The organism is Kitasatospora sp. NPDC034023 (assembly GCF_055575795.1).
Genome location: NZ_JBVIRY010000014.1, coordinates 129,041 through 146,206 on the forward strand (window position 1 = coordinate 129,041; position 17,166 = coordinate 146,206).

At 73.5% G+C, this 17,166-nt stretch carries 12 protein-coding genes; 5 read left to right on the forward strand and 7 right to left on the reverse strand.

Translation table 11 applies throughout. The annotated features are described in order from the left end of the window. Positions 1-62: 62 nt before the first annotated feature. From ACZ52R_RS20170 to ACZ52R_RS20185, 4 genes are read right to left on the reverse strand one after another with little or no spacing between them, the layout of a single operon-like run. Positions 63-2,345, reverse strand: a complete 2,283-nt coding sequence (locus tag ACZ52R_RS20170) for an NHLP family bacteriocin export ABC transporter peptidase/permease/ATPase subunit (RefSeq protein WP_465753833.1) — start codon at positions 2,343-2,345, stop codon at positions 63-65. 11 nt (positions 2,346-2,356) lie between these two features. Then, positions 2,357-3,169, reverse strand: a complete 813-nt coding sequence (locus ACZ52R_RS20175; protein WP_360505917.1) for a biotin/lipoyl-containing protein — start codon at positions 3,167-3,169, stop codon at positions 2,357-2,359. Beyond that, positions 3,166-4,716 (reverse strand): SagB family peptide dehydrogenase, encoded by a 1,551-nt coding sequence (locus tag ACZ52R_RS20180; RefSeq protein ID WP_465753834.1) that lies wholly within the window; start codon positions 4,714-4,716, stop codon positions 3,166-3,168. Before ACZ52R_RS20180 ends, ACZ52R_RS20175 begins: the two co-directional genes overlap by 4 nt. A gap of 21 nt (positions 4,717-4,737) precedes the next feature. Further along, positions 4,738-7,014, reverse strand: a complete 2,277-nt coding sequence (locus ACZ52R_RS20185) for a TOMM precursor leader peptide-binding protein (protein WP_465753835.1) — start codon at positions 7,012-7,014, stop codon at positions 4,738-4,740. Positions 7,015-7,239: 225 nt separating this feature from the next. Here ACZ52R_RS20185 and ACZ52R_RS20190 point away from each other — a divergent pair, with 225 nt between their 5' ends. Beyond that, on the forward strand, positions 7,240-9,750 hold the full coding sequence (locus tag ACZ52R_RS20190; protein ID WP_465753836.1) for an ATP-binding protein: 2,511 nt from the start codon (positions 7,240-7,242) through the stop codon (positions 9,748-9,750). 219 nt (positions 9,751-9,969) lie between these two features. On the opposite strand, the gene ACZ52R_RS20195 is transcribed toward ACZ52R_RS20190, so the two are convergent. The 3 genes from ACZ52R_RS20195 to ACZ52R_RS20205 all read right to left on the reverse strand — a co-directional run bounded on the left by ACZ52R_RS20195 (position 9,970) and on the right by ACZ52R_RS20205 (position 12,020). Then, positions 9,970-10,689, reverse strand: coding sequence for a VOC family protein (locus ACZ52R_RS20195; protein WP_465661736.1), 720 nt, complete (start codon positions 10,687-10,689; stop codon positions 9,970-9,972). Beyond that, positions 10,623-11,492 (reverse strand): hypothetical protein, encoded by an 870-nt coding sequence (locus ACZ52R_RS20200; RefSeq protein WP_465615792.1) that lies wholly within the window; start codon positions 11,490-11,492, stop codon positions 10,623-10,625. The genes ACZ52R_RS20195 and ACZ52R_RS20200 overlap by 67 nt, the downstream gene beginning before the upstream one ends. A gap of 300 nt (positions 11,493-11,792) precedes the next feature. After that, positions 11,793-12,020: a hypothetical protein gene (locus ACZ52R_RS20205; protein ID WP_465615794.1), complete on the reverse strand. Its 228-nt coding sequence runs from the start codon at positions 12,018-12,020 to the stop codon at positions 11,793-11,795. A 368-nt stretch (positions 12,021-12,388) separates the two neighbouring features. Here ACZ52R_RS20205 and ACZ52R_RS20210 point away from each other — a divergent pair, with 368 nt between their 5' ends. The 4 genes from ACZ52R_RS20210 (at position 12,389) to ACZ52R_RS20225 (ending at position 17,161) form a co-directional block, all read left to right on the forward strand. Further along, a complete protein-coding gene (locus ACZ52R_RS20210; protein WP_465615796.1) occupies positions 12,389-13,375 on the forward strand; it encodes a LuxR C-terminal-related transcriptional regulator in 987 nt (328 codons plus the stop codon). A 397-nt stretch (positions 13,376-13,772) separates the two neighbouring features. Continuing rightward, positions 13,773-15,530, forward strand: coding sequence for an LCP family protein (locus ACZ52R_RS20215; protein WP_360505894.1), 1,758 nt, complete (start codon positions 13,773-13,775; stop codon positions 15,528-15,530). Between the two features lie 116 nt (positions 15,531-15,646). Beyond that, the gene (locus ACZ52R_RS20220; protein WP_465615799.1) at positions 15,647-16,150 is read left to right on the forward strand and encodes an SRPBCC family protein; all 504 of its coding nucleotides are present in this window, start codon (positions 15,647-15,649) and stop codon (positions 16,148-16,150) included. A gap of 207 nt (positions 16,151-16,357) precedes the next feature. Continuing rightward, entirely contained in the window at positions 16,358-17,161 is an 804-nt protein-coding gene (locus tag ACZ52R_RS20225) for a VOC family protein (protein ID WP_465753837.1), read from the forward strand. The last annotated feature ends 5 nt before the right edge of the window (positions 17,162-17,166 follow it).

Genomic DNA, 17,166 nt, shown 5'->3' on the forward strand with positions numbered 1-17,166 from the left:
GGCCACCTCGCTTCGCTCGGCAGCCGCTGCCGCGAAGTCGCACCTTCTGATGGTTCGCTCGCTCACAGCTCGTCCTCCTCCTCGCGGCGCGCGGACTCGATGAGCGCGGTGTAGTGCCCGCCCAGCGCCAACAGCTCGTCGTGGGTGCCTCGTTCGACGATCTCGCCCTGGTTCAGCACGATGATCTCGTCGGCGTCGCGGACCGTGGAGAGCCGGTGCGCGATGATCAGGCAGGCGCAGCCGCGGCGGCGCAGGTTGTCCATGATCACCCGCTCGGTCTCCGGGTCGAGTGCGCTGGTGGCCTCGTCCAGGACCAGCAGGGTCGGCTCGGTGGCCAGGGCCCGGGCCAGTTCCAGGCGTTGGCGTTGGCCGCCGCTGAAGTTGCGGCCGCCTTCCAGGACCGGGCTGTGGACGCCGCCGGGCCTGGTCATCACGGTGTCGAAGACGGCGGCGTCGTGCAGGGCGGCGGTGACCGCCTCGTCGGGGACGTCGTCGTTCCACAGTGTGAGGTTGTCCCGGACGGTGCCCTCGAACAGCGAGATGTCCTGGTCGACGTAGGCCAGCGAGGAGGCCAGGACGGTCCGGGAGAGTTCCTCGCGGGGCCGCCCGTCGAGCAGGATCCGGCCCGACCACGGGGTGTAGAGGCCGGTCAGCAGCCGGCCGAGGGTGGACTTGCCGCTGCCGGAGCCGCCGACCACGGCGATCCGGCGGCCGGGGACCACGGTCAGGCTGAGGTCCTTGATGATCGGGTCGGAGAGCGGGCTGTAGCCGAAGCGGACGTTCTCGAACTCCAGGTTGCCGTCCAGCTTGGGCCCGGCGGGCGGCTCCGGCTTGGCGAAGGCGGCCGCGACCGGGTAGCGCTCGACGTCGTACAGCCGCTTGATGTCGGCGGTGACGTCCTGCAGCCGGCCGCCCAGGTTGGTGAGCTGGGTGACCGGGCGGCTGAGCGAGGAGAGCAGGGTCTGGAAGGAGACCAGGATGCCGACGCTCATCGCGCCGTCCACCACCCGCTGCCCGCCGACCAGCAGGATGAGCCCGCTGTTGAGGGCGGCCAGCATCGGCGGGACGACGGTGAGCACGGCGCTGGGGATGCCCAGCTTCTGCTTGGCGGTGACCACCTTGGCCAGGAAGCCGGCCCAGCGGCTGAACGCGTCCGGTTCGGCGCCGGTGGCCTTGACCGTCTCGATCAGGGAGAGGGTGGTGAAGGTGGTCGCGGTCAGGTTGCCGCGGTCGGTGCGCAGCGCGGCGACGGCGTCGGTGCGGGACCGGGCGACAGCCTGGAGGACGACGATGTTGAGCAGCGCCATGCCGACGCCGACGACGCCGAGCAGGATGTCGTAGCGGATCAGGATGGCCGCGTAGAACAGCACCAGGCCGAGGTTGATGACGGTCAGCGCGAGGTCGCGGGAGAGGATCTCGGCGACCACGTCGTTGCCGGACACCCGTTTGGCCACTTCGGCGGGGCGGCGCTGCAGGAAGAAGTCGACGGGCAGCCGCAGCAGGTGCCGGAAGAACCGGGCGGAGCTGACCAGCCCCATCCGGATCTCGATCCGCAGCAGGTAGTGCCGTTGGACGGAGGTCAGCACGAAGACGACCACGGCGGTGGCGGTCATGGCGGCCAGCAGCGGGAGGAGGTAGCCGCTCCCGCTGCCGGCCAGGACCCGGTCGATGAACACCCGGGTGTAGGCGGGGATCGCGATGCCGGGCAGCACCAGCAGCAGGCTGGCGAGCAGCACCAGCGGCATGGCGCGGCCGGTGGGCAGCCGGCGTTCCAGCAGGGCGCGGGTGATGCCGCCCTTGTCGCCGCCGGGTTCGAAGTCGGGGCCCTTCTCGAAGGAGAGCACGATCCCGGTGAAGCCGGAGTCGAACTCGTCCCACTCCATCAGGCGCGGGCCGCTGGCCGGGTCGTTGACCGCGACGACGGTGCGGCCGTACCGGGTGCGGATGCCCTCGACCACCATGAAGTGCTGGAAGGCCCAGAAGATGATCACCGGGCCGTCGAGGTCGCGGAGCTTCTCGGCCTCGGTCTGGTAGCCGCGCGCCTTGAGCCCGTACGTCCGGGCGGCGTTGAGCAGGGTGGAGGCGCGGGCGCCGTCGCGGGAGACGCCGCAGACGCCGCGCAGGTCCTCCAGCGGCACCCAGCGGCCGTGGTAGGCGAGGATCATGGCGAGGCTGGCGGCGCCGCACTCCACCGACTCCATCTGCAGGACGGTCGGTACGACGTGCCGCCAGCGCCGCGACGCGGCCGCCCGGGTGGGGCGGTCGCGGCGGCTCTTCCTCGGCTTCTTGCCCGGTGCGGGCTCCGGGGCGGTGGTCCGGGTGCTCTCCGGGATCGTGGCTGTCATCGGAGCCCCCCTCAGCGGCCGAGGATCAGGTTGAACGGCGTCTGCTGACCGACGTTGATCGTGGCGGTCACGGACACCTGGGTGCCGAGCGGGTTCGGCGGGCCGCTCTGCGAGGTCCAGGAGTAGCCGGTCGGGGTGTTCGGGTCGGGCATCAGGTCGACGACGACGAGTCGGGGCGCCTCCTTGCCCAGGTAGCGCTGGGCGGCGAGGTCGCCGCCGACCAGGCCGGACACGGCCTCCTTGGTGAGCGCGTACGGGCTGACCGAGCTGACGGTGCCGCGCAGCAGGCCGAAGGCGCCGGCCGGGCTGGTGGAGACGTTGAGGTCGACCTGGTCGCCGGGCTCCAGCCCGACGGTGCGGGCCGCGGGCACGAAGACCATCGCGACCATGCCCTCCTGCGGGTCCTCGATCCGTTCGACCGAGACGACCGGGGAGCCGGGGGTGACGACCTGCCCGTCGGTGACCGACAGGCCGACCACCCGCCCGCCGAACGGGCTGGTGATCTCCCGGCTGTGGCCCTCGGCGTCCTCGATCCGGGCCACCGACTGGCCCTGCTTGACCTGGTCGGAGGGCCGGGCCAGGACGGAGCGGACCATCCCGCCGAACGGGCTCTGGATCATCGCGGTGCCGTGCGGGCGGGTCAGCAGGCCGGGGGCGTCGACGGTGATCGGAATGTTCCCGGCGAAGGTCCACAGCAGCGCCGCGGCCATGGTGATCATCACGACGAACAGGGCGATCCAGCCCCGCGGCGCGGCGAGCAGCGTGGGCGAGTCCAGCTCGTCCGGCTCGCGCATCCGCTGCAGGGCCTTGAAACGGAACTTCATCGTCTGGCTTCTCTCCGTGGGACGCCGACGTCCTGGCGCAGCGTCGGGGGCCGGCTGCCGATCACGAGCTCACCGACGGTGCCCTCGGTGAAGTAGTCGATGCCGCTGGCCGCGGCGAAGTCGGCGGCGTCGCCGCCACCGAGGCCGCAGACCGCGAGGTCCATCGCGGTGCCGACCAGGTAGAGGGTCTGGTAGAGCGCGCCGACGTGCTTGAGGATCAGCGGGTAGGCGACCGTCTCGTACTTCCACATCACCCGGCCGAAGCGCGCGGTGACCAGCAGCACCACCTGCGGGTCGGCCTTCATCAGGCTCGACTTGCGGGCGCCGGCGACCAGTTGGGCGGTCGCCGCGTTGGGCTCGCTGACCAGCTCCAGCTCGTGCCGGTCGGTCGCGTAGTGCCACAGGCCCGGCGCGAGGCCGGCGCAGGAGGTGACCAGCGGGTACACCTCCAGCTCGTGCACCGCGCCGCCGCTCGGGTACGGCCGGTCGGCCAGTTCCTGGCCGTCGCCGCCGGTGAAGGTCTGCCGTCGGCGCATGGAGCGCCAGAGCAGTTCGCCGAGCCGCTCGACGGTGATCGGCGCCTGCTCGTCGTGGTCGCGCACCGAGCGGCGCTGTTCCAGCACCTCGGTGAACGGCCGGTCGGCCCGCGCGAGTTCGTCCGGGTCGGGGACGGGCAGGGCGACCTTCTCGCCGGGGAACGGCGCGGGCGAGGCCGGCTCCGGGGCGAACCGGTCGCCGAACCGGTAGGTGCCGCCGTACCCGGCGACCGTGGTGGGCCGGCGGGTGCGGGAGTGGAACGCGAGGTCGGCCGCCTGCCACTGGGCGAAGCGCTGCTCCTCGGCCTCCGGCTCGGCGCCGGGGGCCCCGTACGCCAGCAGGCCGGCCGCGGCGAACAGCCGCAGGGTCTGCCGGACGGCGTCCAGCGGCAGGCCGCCGGGCAGCTGGGCGAGGGCGGCGGGGCTGGTCCAGCCGGCCAGCGCGGCCAGCAGCCCGGCCGCCCGGGCGGTCAGCTGGACGGCCAGCGGGCTGCCCGGGGCGCGGACCAGCAGGGCGCCGTCCTCGGCCGAGGCGGAGGCGAAGCGGGACAGCTTGACCTGGTTGGTCGGGTCCGGCGTCGGCCCCGGCTCGGCGGCGCCGCGCCCGACGGGCCGCAGCCGGGCCAGCGGCTCGTCCGAGGCCTCGGAAGCCTCGGAGGCCTCGGTCACCAGGTGGACGGAGTGCTCCAGCAGCCCGGCGGTGCCGAGCCGGCGGCGGGTCAGCTGCCAGCGCAGCAGCCCGGCGTCGCCGTCCCGGGCCGCGACCAGGGCGGCCAGCTCCTCCTCGGTCTGCTCCCCGGCGGCCAGCGCGGCCACGGCCTCCAGGGCGCCGGGGGCGAGGTCGTTCAGGTTCAGCGCGCCGACGGGCGCGGTCAGCCGGACGGCGCGCGGGCCGAGCGGCGCGAACGCGCCGTCGGGGCGCAGCCGCAGCCGGCGCACCGTACGGGCGGTCGCGGGCAGGTGGATCTCGTCCACGGCGGTGGTCGGCGCGGTGGTCAGTGCGGTGGTCATGGTGTCAGCACCCGGCCGTTCCTAGAAGAAGACGTTCTTCGGGTTGAGCTGCTCCTCGGTGTGCGGCTGGGCCAGCCGGCCCTGGCGCACCGGCACGTCGTACAGCCGGCCGGGGGCGAGGCGGCGCCAGAAGTGGCGCATGCCGGGGGCGATCACCTTGACCACGCTCAGGTCGAGGTCGGGGCGGCTCTGGTCGAGCACGATCACCTCGACGCCGGCCTTGGCAGCGCGCTCGACGCAGTCCCGGACGTGCCCGGCCAGGTCGTCACCGACGAGCGGGGCGAAGTCGGCGAGGGTGCTGGCGGCCTGGTCGCGGGAGGGCAGCAGCCAGGGCTCGCTCGCGACGGTCGCGGTCTTGCACCACTCCAGGGTCTCCAGGTCGTCGGTGCGGTAGAGGGTGTTGCCCTCCTCGTCCCGGCGGTCGACGAACGGGAGGAACTGGTTGACCTCGGTGAGCGCGCGGATCGCGGCGATCCGCGGGTCCGGGTGGGCGCCGAAGCCGACCATGATGTCCTCGACCGCGTGCTTGCGCCGGGAGATGGCGGCGAACACCGGCACGCCGAGGTCGGAGGTGATGTCCAGGACCCACAGCTCGCGGTCGACCGAGGCGTAGAAGGCGCGCATGGTGTCCACGTACGGGTCGTTCAGCGAGTCGAGGTCGAACTCGGGCTGGGCGAGCCGGTTGTACCACCACAGCGCCACCGCGTCGCGCTCGACGACCTCGCAGAAGCCCTGGAGGATCGCCTCCTCCAGGGTGTTGCCGCTGGCGCAGCCGTTGGAGTCGCCGACGCAGTAGAAGTGCTGCTGCAGGTCGGGGTGGCCGTACCAGGCGTAGCCGGAGGGGACGAGGCGCTCGGCGTCGTGGGTGAGCGACCAGGCGCGGGTCCAGTCCAGTTCGACGTCGGTCGGGAACGGGTCGGGCACCAGGTGCAGCCGGTGGTTGGGGTCGGCGTTCCACGCGGCGCGGCCGGCGAACTGCTCCTCGGAGAACTGCAGCAGGGCGTCCATGTGGACGGCGACGGCCGGGTCGAGGTCGCGGTAGGCGGCGCGCACCACCGGCTCCTCGCCGCGCCAGACCGCCGAGTAGCGCTCGATCGCCTCGCAGATCGCGCTGACCTTGGCCTGGATCTCGGACCGGCCCTTGCCGCCGCTCTGGCCGCGCATGTTGCGGCGCAGGAGGTCCATGTTGTCGTTGACCATGGCGAAGTTGTGGCCGGCGGTGAAGCTGTAGGTGATGCCGTTGCCGGTGTCCTCGTGCGCGCCGAGCCGGGTGATCGCGCCCAGGTGCGGGCTGATGTGGTGCTTCAGCCGGTCGTAGGTGAACTGCGGGGCCTGCACCCGGTAGCCGCCGTCGGTGGTGTGCCGGGCGGGGCTGGGCTGCAGGACGACCTTGGGGCTGCGCTCGGTGAGCAGCGCCGGGTCGCCGCAGCTCGGGCACTGCGGCTGGCGGACCAGGGTGTGCTCGGTGGTCTGCAGGGTGTTGAGGTCGAGGCTGACCATCGTGCCGGCCAGCGCGGAGCAGCATTCGTCGGCCAGGGTGCGGGCGGTCTCGGCGGCCAGCAGCTGGGCGGCCATCGCCGGGCCGGCCGGGATCGCGGCGCGCAGCGGGTGCAGCGGCACGGTCTCGCCGCGCTTGCCGGCCAGGTAGCGCTCGACCTGGCGGTTGCCGCTGATCCGCTGGGCGAGGCAGGTCCAGCAGCCGGTCTCGCCGGGGCGCAGCAGCGGGCCGAGCCACGGGGCGGTGCCGGTGGGCTTGGCGAGCAGCCAGGGGCGGCCGTCGGCGAGGCGGGCGGTGTTCAGCCGCTCCAGCGCGCCGTCCAGGTAGTCGTCGGTGAGCGCGATCACCATGGTGTCGGGGCCGGCGGCGACGGCGTCGTCCTCGGTCACCGCCCGGGCCCGCAGGCCGGTCGCGGTCAGCGCGTCCACGACGGGCGCGGCGTCGGCGGCGCCGAGGGCCAGCACCAGCAGCTCGGTGGCCTGGGCGGCCTCCAGGGCGACGGCCGGGTCGACGCCCTGGGCGTCCCAGTAGGCGAGCACGTGGTCCGGCAGGTCGGGCCGGCCCTCGGCGAGGTGCCCGGCCGCCTCGTAGCGGCGCAGCGCGGTGAGCGCCTGGCCGAGCGGCACGGCGGTGCCGAGTTCCTGGAGGATCTCGGCGACGGTGCGCCGTCCGTCCAGGTAGGGCAGGAGGCGCACCGCGGCGGCCCCCGGTACGAGGTAGTCCTGACCCTCTCCGAGCAGGAAGACCTTTTCGCCCACCGTCTCGGTGAGGAAATGGGCCTTGAGCCGCGGACGCTCCATAAGTCATCCCCCTGTGTTCACAAGTTCCTTGCGGATATTCAACACGCCGTCAAAACAGCTGTACATACTGCATATTCGGTCGGCCGGTCGATATACGCATCGCGTGGAATTACGTATTCCGCGGCGCCGGTACGTAGTGCGGTACGTATTCGTCCGGCGCGTTGACAGTGGGGTGGGGCAGGGGATACTGCTGTGTCCGCGCGAGCGTGTCGACGGGGGGTTGCGATGCCGACTGGAGTTTTGCTGCACCGTGAACAGGAGCTGGCCGAGTTGGCCCGCGCGGTGGCCGGTGCCGGTGCCGGGAGGCCTGCGGTGGTGCTGGTCAGGGGTCCGCGGGGGATCGGCAAGAGTGCGTTGCTGCGGGCCGCGCTGGCCCGGATGCCGGGCGAGGCGGTGGTGCTGCGGGCCCGATGTCACGACAACGAGCGGGAGTTTCCGTACGGGGTGGTGCGCCAGCTCTTCGACCCCATCATGCGCATGTCAAGCATCTCCGCGCAAGACGGGGAATTCCCCGGCGGCGAATTCCTCGCCGAAGCGATCCCGGAGAGTTCCGAAACCCCCGGGAACGGGCGCGAAAGGGTCCTCAACAGCCTTTTCCACGCGGCCCGTTCGCTGACCTCCCGAACCCCCGTCGTGATGGCCGTGGACGATCTCCACCTGGCCGACGAGGAGTCCCGGCAGTGGTTCTCCTACCTCGCCCGCCGGCTCGACGGCCTGCCGGTCGCGCTGCTCGCCACCACCGCCGACGAGGCCGACGACCCACTGGCCGCCGAACTCGGCGCACTCGGCCACGCCCGGACCGTCACCCCCGGACCGCTCTGCGACAGCTGCGTGGCCGAGCGGGTCGCCGAGGAGTTCGACGCCCCGGTCGACCCCGAACTGGCCGCCGTCTGCCACAACCTCTCCCGGGGCAACCCGCTGGTGCTGGAAGAGCTCACCGCCCGGCTGGTCGCCGCCCGGATCTCACCCGGCTCGCCCGACCTCGACACCGTGCGCCGGATCGGCGCCGGCACCCTCGCCGACACCACACTCAGCTGGCTGCGGCAGAGCCACCCCCGCGCCGCCGAACTGCTCACCGGCCTCGCCGTCCTCGGCGCCGACGCCGACCTCGCCACCGCGGCCCTGCTGGCCGGCCAGGGCGAACTGCTCGCCGACGAGGCCCGCGAGGCACTGCGCCGCACCGACCTGATCGAGCCCGGACCGCCGGAGACCTTCCGGCACGAGCTGGTCCGCACCGCCGTGCTGGCCCGCACCGACCCGCGGGTCCTGGTCGCCCTGCACGAACGGGCCGCCGCCCTGCTGGTCCGGCTCGGGGCCCCGGCCGGCCGCACCGCCGAACACCTGATGTCCTCCGGCACCACCGGCCTCGACTGGGCCGTCCCGGTCCTGCGGACCGCCGCCCGCGAGGCCGCCGTCGACGGCCACTGGGACGACGCCGCCCGCTACCTGCAGCGCGCGCTCGCCGACACCACCGACCCGGACACGGTCCGCTCGCTCACCGGGCAGCTCGGCGCCGTCGAACTCCACCGGGACGTCTCCGCCGCCGCCCGCTGCGCCACCGGCCTGGCCGCCGTCGCCGACCCGGTCGAACGGGCCGAGCTGCTGCGGCCGTTCGCCGGCCCGGTCCTGGCACTCAGCTCCTCCGGCGCCGCGCCGGTCCCCTTCACCGAGGCCGCCCACGCCCTCGCCGCCACCACCGAACCGCCCGCCGACCTCCTGCTGCCGCTCGCCGCCCAGGCGCTGCTGACCGGCCGGCGCACCGCCCTGCGGCAGGCCGTCGCCGCGCTGCGCGCCGACGCCTCCGCGGCCGCCGCCCCCGACCTGCTGGGCGCCCAGGCCGCGGTGGCCGCCGCCGGCGGACTGCCCCGTACGGCGGTCCGGCTCGCGGCCCGCAGCGTGCGCGGGGTCTCGCCCGCCGAGGCCGGCGTCGAAGTGCTCGGCGCGGCGATGGCCTACGCCTGGACCGGCCGGCTGGACGAGGCCGCCGCCTGGGCCGGCCGGGCGGTCCGCTCCGCCCAGCGCTGGAACCACCGCGGCGAACTGGCCCTCGCCCTGCTGGCCCGCTCCGACATCGCCCACCGCCAGGGCCGGCTGGACGCCGCCCTGGCCGACGCCGAACACGCCGCCGAACTGGCCTGCCGGGTCCGGGCGGACGAACTCGCGGGCGCGGCCAGGGCACTGGTCGTCCGGGCCCGGCTGCGCCGGGGCCTGCCGGTGGACGGCGCGGACCTCGCCGCGGTCGACCTGCCGGCCGAGGCCCACCCGCTGCTGCGCGCGGTGGTGCTGGAGGCCCGCGGGCTGCTCGCCGCCCACCGTGGCGACCACCAGCAGGCGCTGCGGCTCTTCCTCGAGTGCGGCCACCAGCTGGCCGCCCGGGGGATCGCCAACCCGGCCTGCGTACCGTGGCGTTCGCACGCCGCACAGGCCTACCAGGCACTCGGCGAACCCGCCGCCGCCCGCACCATCGCCGCCGACCCGCTCCCCGGCGGCGACGCCCGCCCCCGTCCGGCCGAGGACCGCGGCCCCGCCATCGGCACCCGCGACGCCGGCCCGGTCCGGCTCACGCCGAGCGAACGCCGGGTCACCGAACTGGTCCTGCAGGGGCTGAGCAACCTGGAGGTCGCCGAACGCCTCTGCCTCAGCAAGCGCACCGTCGACACCCACCTGGGCCGGATCTACCGCAAGCTGGCCATCAAGGGGAGGCCCGAACTGGCCTCGGCCGTCAAGGCGCTGTGACGGCGGGGGCCGGTTCGGGCCCCGCCCGGCCCCGCCCCACGCCCGGACATGCCGACGGGCGGGGCCGCGGCCGTAAGCCGTGACCCCGCCCACTCGCTCCCCCCGGGTTCCCGCCCCCGTGCGGTCCCCCCGTTCCCGCCCCCACGGGTCCCCCGTGACCCGGGCCGTGCCGGCCCCCGCGGCCTCGGCCCCCGTGCCGTCCCCCGCGGCCTCGGTCGGTCAGGCCCCGTCCGGCACCGCGACGACGCCGAACTCGGCGCCCCACGGATCGCGCAGCACCGGCGGCTCCTCGCGGCCCGGGCGGATCAGCCGGGCGCCCAGCTCCATCGCCTGGCGCACGGTGTCCGCCGGATCGGGGGAGCCGAGGTGGGGCAGCCACAGCGGGCGGCCCTGGTCGCTCTCCACCACCCGGGCCTGCCCGACCCCGTCGAGCTCGAACTCCCCGTCGGCGGTGAGCCGGTAGCCGAAGAGCGCGCCGTAGAAGGACTCGGCGGCGGCGGCGAGCGGCACCCGCAGCTCGTGGCCGCAGATCGCGCCGGCCTCGTCGGCGAGCACCACGCCCTCGGCGCGGCTGCCCTCCCAGAACCCGACCGCGACGCCCGCGGGGTCGACGGCGAGGAAGAGCCGTCCGTTCGCCCCGACCGGGACCGGCGGCATCACCACCCGGCCCCCGTGCCGCCCGACCTGCGCGCAGCTGTGGTTCGCGTCCTTGGTCGCCAGGTAGATGTTCCACACCGCGCCGGGCGGCAGCCCGGTCGGCGCGGCACCGAAGCCGCCGATGATCTCCCCGTCCAGCATGGCCAGTTGGTAGTCCGTCGACTCGGTGACGAACTCCCAGCCGAACAGCGCCGAGTAGAAGTCCCGGCTGCCGCTCAGATCGGGAGTGATGCAGTCAGCCCAGCACGGTGCACCGATGGCATAGCGGGTACGTCGAGGCACGACTCGTCCTTCTCGTTGGTCATTGCGTGGTCGATCAGGCCCGCCGCCTCCTCCGCTCCGCCCACACCGGGCAGGTGAAGGCAGTGGGTCGGCGCTTCGGCGAGCAGGCCGGCCGATCCGGCCGGCCAGGTCTGGGTCGTGAACTCCCATGGTGCCAGGCGTACTTCCTCGTCGGCGCTGCGACACAGCCGAACCAGTGCCGGCGGCGCCAGCCGGGCCCGTACCGGGACGACCGGGCCGAGGCACTCCGGGCGCACCAGCAGCACCTCACCGCCGATGGGCGAGGCGACCGTGCGCCACATCCCCTCCGGCAGTCCGGCGCCGCGCAGCCAGGCCGCGGCGGGTCCGCGCGCCTCCAGCGGGGCGAGGTAGGGCAGCACGTGGCCGCTGCGCCGGTCCAGCACCAGCAGCCGTCCGGAGACGAACTCCCAGGAGCGCTGCGCCAGCGCGGCGCCCACGTTGGCCTGCTCCGAGTACGGTCCGCCGAGCAGCGCGACGGTGGCGCCGCCCTTGGCCAGGACGACGGCCGGGGCCAGGCAGAACCGGTCCTGCAGCGCGGCGAACGGCGGCACGGCGGGCGGCACGTTGCCCCAGCCCCGGAAGGTGCGGCGCAGCAGGGGCGTGCCGTCGCTGCGGCGGACCAGGAAATCGACGGGGTCGCCCTTTCCGGGGGTGCCGGAGAATTCCACCCGCAGTTGGTCGGGGTCCTGGGAAATCCCGGTGAGGTGCGGGCCGAAATGGAACGAGATCTCGTCGCGGTCGGCCCGGACGAGGCCGACCTCGATGCCGAAGAAGTTCAGCACAATCGGTTCGATAACCGGCACTGTCGCTCCTGACGGGTTTGTTGCACATTCAATTTCTGATGGCACCCGGAGTTCGTCCCGGCCGCGACGGCCCAGGTGGGGCGTGCGGGGCCGGGGAGCACCTGTCGGCGGCGCTGCGGCCGGTGCGGACGGGTGGGGGGCGCGGTGCATCGGGGTCGGCGCCCGGCTCAGTGGCCGGGCGCGTCCGCCGGGAAGTCCTTCACCGTCCGGTCAGGCTGCCCGGCTGCCGGGGTGCGGTGAGGAGACGTCATGTGCGGGGATCGTCGGCGGTGTTGCCGATCACTCCCAGCGCCAGTCTCCCGGCGTGTTGATGGCGGGCGCCTCGGCGAGCCGGGACATGTTGATCTCGTCGGCGAGGTGGCCCAGCACGGTGGCGGCCGGGAGGGTGACGCCCGTGCCGACGATCGGTGCGTGGCCGGTCGCGGCCTGCGCGGACCCGGCCAGGACGCCACAGGCCAGGGCGATCGCGGCGGCGGTGGTGCAGGCGAACTTGCGACAGGAAAGCATGGAATCCCCCTGGACGAGCGATGTTTCGGAAGCGGATGCCGGGCATTTCCGCGGCCGCGGCGGTCGACCGCCGGTGAGGGCGGTCCGCGGTCATTGGCGGGCCCGGCCGGGGAGCTCGCCGCTCCCCGACAACCGAAAGTCTGCTGCACGCCGAGGGGCACCGGAAGGTGTTCGGGACGGCAGGAAGATCGCCCTGGCACGATGGTGCCATTACCCTTCCATTACCTTGTCCCGATCCGGCCGATCCGGGGGGCGGAACGGGGGGCGTCGGACGGTTGTCCCGGTCCGTTCGCCCTGGCATGATCAGGCGGCAACTCGTCCGGTCGAAGTTGCCGGTCGAGGGGACGGACTGCGGGGGTGGTGCGCCGATGTTGGACGGGATCGACGACGCGGCACAGGCGGTCTACCGGTTAATGCTGACCGATCATCACCTGGATGCCAAGGGCCTCGCCGAGGAGCTCGGCCTGACCGAGGGGCGGGTCCGCGGCGCGCTCGACCAGCTCGCCGACCTCCGCCTGCTCCGACCGTCCGAGGAACTCCCGGGCGAGCTCCCGGGCGGCCTGCGGCCGGTCGACCCGAGGGTCGGGCTGCCCGCCCTGCTGCGCCACTACGAGTCCGTCCAGCAGCGTGCCCAGCAGGAGTTCGAGCGGCGCCAGGCGGCGATCACCACCCTGCTCGCCGAGTACCGGGACGAGTCGGCGCGGGAGGACAGCCAGCTGGAGCGGCTGATCGGGCTCGCCACGGTGCAGGCCCGACTGGACGAGCTGGTCCGCTCGGTCTCCAACGAACTGCTCACCTTCAACCCCGGCGGGGCCCAGTCCGCCGCCTCGCTCCAGGCCAGCCGCCCGGGCAACGAGGAACTGCTCGCCCGCGGCGTGGCGATGCGGACGGTCTACCTGGACAGCGTCCGCAAGGACCGGGCCACCGTCCAGCACGCCGAGTGGCTGACCGGACTGGGCTGCGAGGTGCGGACGGTGCCCGCGCTCCCGCTACGGATGATGGTCATCGACCGGCGGGTGGCCCTCGTCCCGATCGACCCGGCCAACACCCGCAAGGGCGCGGTGCAGATCTCCTCGCCCGGCGTGATCACCGCCCTCCTCTCGCTGTTCGAGCAGACCTGGGCCGACGCGACCCCCTTCGGGGCCCCGCGCGAGCGCGACGCCCAGGGCCTGACCCGCCAGGAACAGGAGCTGCTCCGCCTGCTCGGCCAGGGCTACACCGACGAGGCGGCCGGCAAGCACCTCGGTGTCTCCCTGCGCACGGTGCGCCGGATGATGGCCGACCTCATGGACCGGCTCGGCGCCCGTAGCCGCTTCGAGGCCGGCCTCCTGGCCGGGCGCCGAGGTTGGCTCTGAGCCTTGTGCGGGGCATGCCTCAGGGCCTGCCACGGGGCATGTCTCAGAGCCTGCCGCGGGGCATGTCCCGGGACATGTCCCGGGACATGCCCCAGGGCCTGCTGCGGAGCCCGTCGCAGCGCCCGTCCGCACCCCGGGCAGGGAGCGCCGGAGTGGCGTAAGTCACGTCGGAATCGGGCGGTTTCGGGTGTTCTGCCTGGTGGTTGCCCGGGTGTCGGCGGGTTTGCCCGCCGACCGGGGGTCCGTGACCGTGTCGCACCTAAATATGATCGGAAGCCACGATCGTCGGTTGATGCCGACGGTCGTATGTGCAACCTGGGAACGGTTCGGGCCGTCTCTCTGTGTGCGGTGCGCCAGATCGTCCGGGGCGTCGCTTCCGTCGGTGAAAGGTACGCGCATGTCAGGTCAGTGGGGCGAGGGCCCGGCTCGGGGCGAGGACGCGCCCGGTGCCCTCACGGCGGAGGGCACCGAGAGCGGTGACGCCGTGCCGTCCCCGCGGTCCGGCGGACGGGCCGAGGCCCGCCGTGCCGCTGCCCAGGGCAAGGGCGGCCGCGGCGGCGGCAACGCGGACTCCGGGGCCGGCGGCCGGGCGGCGGCGCGCAAGAACGCCAAGCCGAAGAAGAACGTGAAGAAGATCGTCGCCTGGTCGGCGGCCGGTGTGCTGGTGCTGATCGCCGGTGCGGGCGGTGCGATCTACTTCAAGCTGAACGCCAACATCAAGTCCTTCGACGCCGACGCGATAGCGACCGACCGGCCGCCCGAGGCCAAGGCCGACGCGGACGGCAACAAGCCGGTCAACATCCTGCTGATCGGCTCGGACAGCCGCGGCAACGGGAACAACGACCTCGGCGGCGGCGAGGACGGCGGCGCCCGCTCGGACACCACGATCCTGCTGCACGTCTACGCCGACCACAAGCACGCCGTGGGCATCTCGATCCCGCGCAACACGATTGTCCAGCTGCCGTCCTGCAAGCTGCCCAACGGCAAGTGGAGCAAGGGCGGCAACAACGACCTGTTCAACGCCGCCTTCTCGACCGGCGGCACTGACGCCGGAAACCCGGCCTGCACCCAGAACACCGTGGAGAAGGTGACCGGCATCCGGGTCGACCACACCCTCGTGGTCGACTTCAACGGCTTCTCCTCGATGACCAAGGCCGTCGGCGGCGTGGACGTCTGCCTGCCGGAGCCGATCTACGAGGGGGACATCAACCCCAACCTGCACAAGAAGGGCGCGCTCGTCCTCCCGCAGGGCAAGCAGACCGTGGACGGCCAGAAGGCGCTCGACTACGTGCGCCTGCGCCACGGCATCGGCGACGGCTCGGACATCGGTCGGATGAAGCGCCAGCAGGCCTTCATGAGCTCCCTCATCAGCAAGATCAAGAAGGAGGGGATGGGCCCCACCACCCTCCTGCCGCTCGCCGACGCCGCCACCAAGTCGCTGACCGTCGACCCGGGCCTGGACTCCGCCGACAAGCTGCTCTCCTTCGGCCTGTCGCTGAAGAACATCGACCTGCACGACCTCAAGTTCGTGACGGCGCCCTGGCGTTACCGCACCCAGGACGCCAACATCGACCTCATCCAGCCGGACGCCAACAAGCTCTGGGAGACCCTCAAGGCCGACCAGACCATCGACGGCCAGAACGCCACCGGCCAGCAGCCGGACGGGGCCGGCAGCGGCACCAGCCCGGCTCCGCAGCAGCCCTCGCCCACCACCCCGCCCGCCCCGGTCGGGGACGCCTCCAACGCCGCGATCAAGGTGGCGGTCTACAACGGGACCGTCGTCAACGGCCTGGCCGGCAAGGGCACCGAGCAGCTGAAGGCCGCCAAGTTCACCGCCACCACGGGGGGCCAGGCGGCGAGCACCAAGTACAAGACCACCACGATCGAGTACGGCTCCGGGCAGAAGGCGAACGCCGAGAAGATCGCCGCGCTGTTCCCCGGCGCCGAGCTCTCCTCCGGCAGCTCGCGGGGCATCTCGGTGATCGTCGGCCAGGACTTCGCGTCGGCCGTCGGCCTCGGCGTCCCCTCCGCCGCGGCCGGCGGCGCCCCGGGCGCCTCGACCCCGCCGCAGCCGCTGCCCACCACCGTCACCAACGACGCCCGCTCGGCGGACGACGACATCTGCGCCAACACCACCTACGGCAGCGGCGGCTGACCGCAGCCACCGGACAGCGGGGACGACCCCCGGGCCGGCGCCCTCCGGGGCGCGTGGGCCCGGGGGTCGTGCCATGGTGGCCGTAGGCCTGTCCGAGGTCCCGAAAGGCGGACCCCATGCCCGAGATCGCCCTGCAGCTCGACATCGCCGCGCCCCGGACCGTCGTCCTCGCCGCACTCACCACGCACGACGGGCTGACCGCCTGGTGGACCACCGCCGTGGACCGGGAGGACGACATCCTGCTGTTCGACTTCCCCGAGGTCCCCGAGCCGTTCCGGCTCCGCGTGGAACGGGCCGACCAGGACCGGGTGGTGTGGACGAACGCCGGAGCCTTCCCGCCGCACTGGGCCGGCACCTGGATCAGCTGGGACCTCGCCGAGCAGCCCGAGCAGCCTCAGCACCCCGGACACCCCGGACACCCCGGACAGCCCGAGCAGCCCGGAGCGCCCGACCGCACCCGGCTGCTGTTCCGGCACGGCGGCTGGCAGCCGGGCAGCGAGGAAGGCGTCCCGGCGGTGGCCGGCACCTGGGCCGAACTGCTGGTCCGGCTCAAGGACTACGCGCAGAGCGGCAAGGTGCAGCCGTACTTCGTCACGGCCCGGCGCCACGACGCTCCGTAACCTGCCGCAGGTCGCCCGCCGGGGCGCCGTCCGGTGGCGGGATCGCGGCGCCGGGCCGATGGTGGCGGTGGGGCGCCGTCGCACCGGCCCCGTTCCCGCGACCACCGCCCCCCTGTCTCCCCGCCCCCCTGTCTCCCCGCCCCCCCTGTTTCCCCGCCCCCCTGTCTCCACAGCCGTCGGCCACCACCGCCTCCGGGAGGCCCCGCAATGCCCGTAGTCACCGATCCGTACCAGCCCGGCACCCCGTGCTGGGTCGACCTGATGGCGAGCGACCAGCAGGCCGCGCTCGACTTCTACCGCGACCTGTTCGGCTGGCAGGGCGAGGTCGGCCCGGCCGACTTCGGCGGCTACTCCGTGTGCATGCTCAACGACCGGCCGGTCGCCGGGATCATGGCGGCGGTCGCGCCGTCGGGCAGCAACGTGGCACCGTCCGTCGCCTGGACCACCTACCTCGCCTCGGACGACGCCGACGAGAGCAACCGGGCGATCGCCGCAGCCGGCGGCACGATCCTGTACGAGCCGATGGACGTCGGCACGATCGGCCGGATGATGGTCGCCGCCGACCCGACCGGCGCGGTGTTCGGCGTCTGGCAGGCCATGGACTTCATCGGCGCGGGCGTGGTCAACGAACCGGGCGCGCTGGTCTGGAACGAGCTCAACACCGCCGACACCGACGCGGCCGGCCGCTTCTACCGGCCGGCGCTCGGGCTGCGCGCGGCGACCATCCAGGGCATGGACGGCTACTTCTCGTTCAACGTCGCCGACCGCACGGTGGGCGGCATGCAGCCGATCCCCGGCTACCTGGCGCCGGGCACCCCCTCGCACTGGATGACCTACTTCTCGGTGGACGACACCGACTCCACGGTGGACGCCCTGGTCAAGGCGGGCGGCTCGGTGATCCAGCCGCCGTTCGACATGCAGTCCGGCCGGATGTCCGTGGTCCGGGACCCGCAGGGCGCGGTCTTCGCGGTCGTCCAGGCGCCCGACGCGCAGCTGCCCGACTCCCCGTAGTCGTC

Bases quoted from the DNA above. Each gene is read 5' to 3' on its own strand.
- ACZ52R_RS20170 (WP_465753833.1), bottom strand. From the start codon at position 2,345: ATGACAGCCACGATCCCGGAGAGCACCCGGACCACCGCCCCGGAGCCC.
- ACZ52R_RS20180 (WP_465753834.1), bottom strand. From the start codon at position 4,716: ATGACCACCGCACTGACCACCGCGCCGACCACCGCCGTGGACGAGATC.
- ACZ52R_RS20185 (WP_465753835.1), bottom strand. From the start codon at position 7,014: ATGGAGCGTCCGCGGCTCAAGGCCCATTTCCTCACCGAGACGGTGGGC.
- ACZ52R_RS20215 (WP_360505894.1), top strand. From the start codon at position 13,773: ATGTCAGGTCAGTGGGGCGAGGGCCCGGCTCGGGGCGAGGACGCGCCC.
- ACZ52R_RS20205 (WP_465615794.1), bottom strand. From the start codon at position 12,020: ATGCTTTCCTGTCGCAAGTTCGCCTGCACCACCGCCGCCGCGATCGCC.
- ACZ52R_RS20225 (WP_465753837.1), top strand. From the start codon at position 16,358: ATGCCCGTAGTCACCGATCCGTACCAGCCCGGCACCCCGTGCTGGGTC.
- ACZ52R_RS20210 (WP_465615796.1), top strand. From the start codon at position 12,389: ATGTTGGACGGGATCGACGACGCGGCACAGGCGGTCTACCGGTTAATG.
- ACZ52R_RS20220 (WP_465615799.1), top strand. From the start codon at position 15,647: ATGCCCGAGATCGCCCTGCAGCTCGACATCGCCGCGCCCCGGACCGTC.
- ACZ52R_RS20175 (WP_360505917.1), bottom strand. From the start codon at position 3,169: ATGAAGTTCCGTTTCAAGGCCCTGCAGCGGATGCGCGAGCCGGACGAG.
- ACZ52R_RS20190 (WP_465753836.1), top strand. From the start codon at position 7,240: ATGCCGACTGGAGTTTTGCTGCACCGTGAACAGGAGCTGGCCGAGTTG.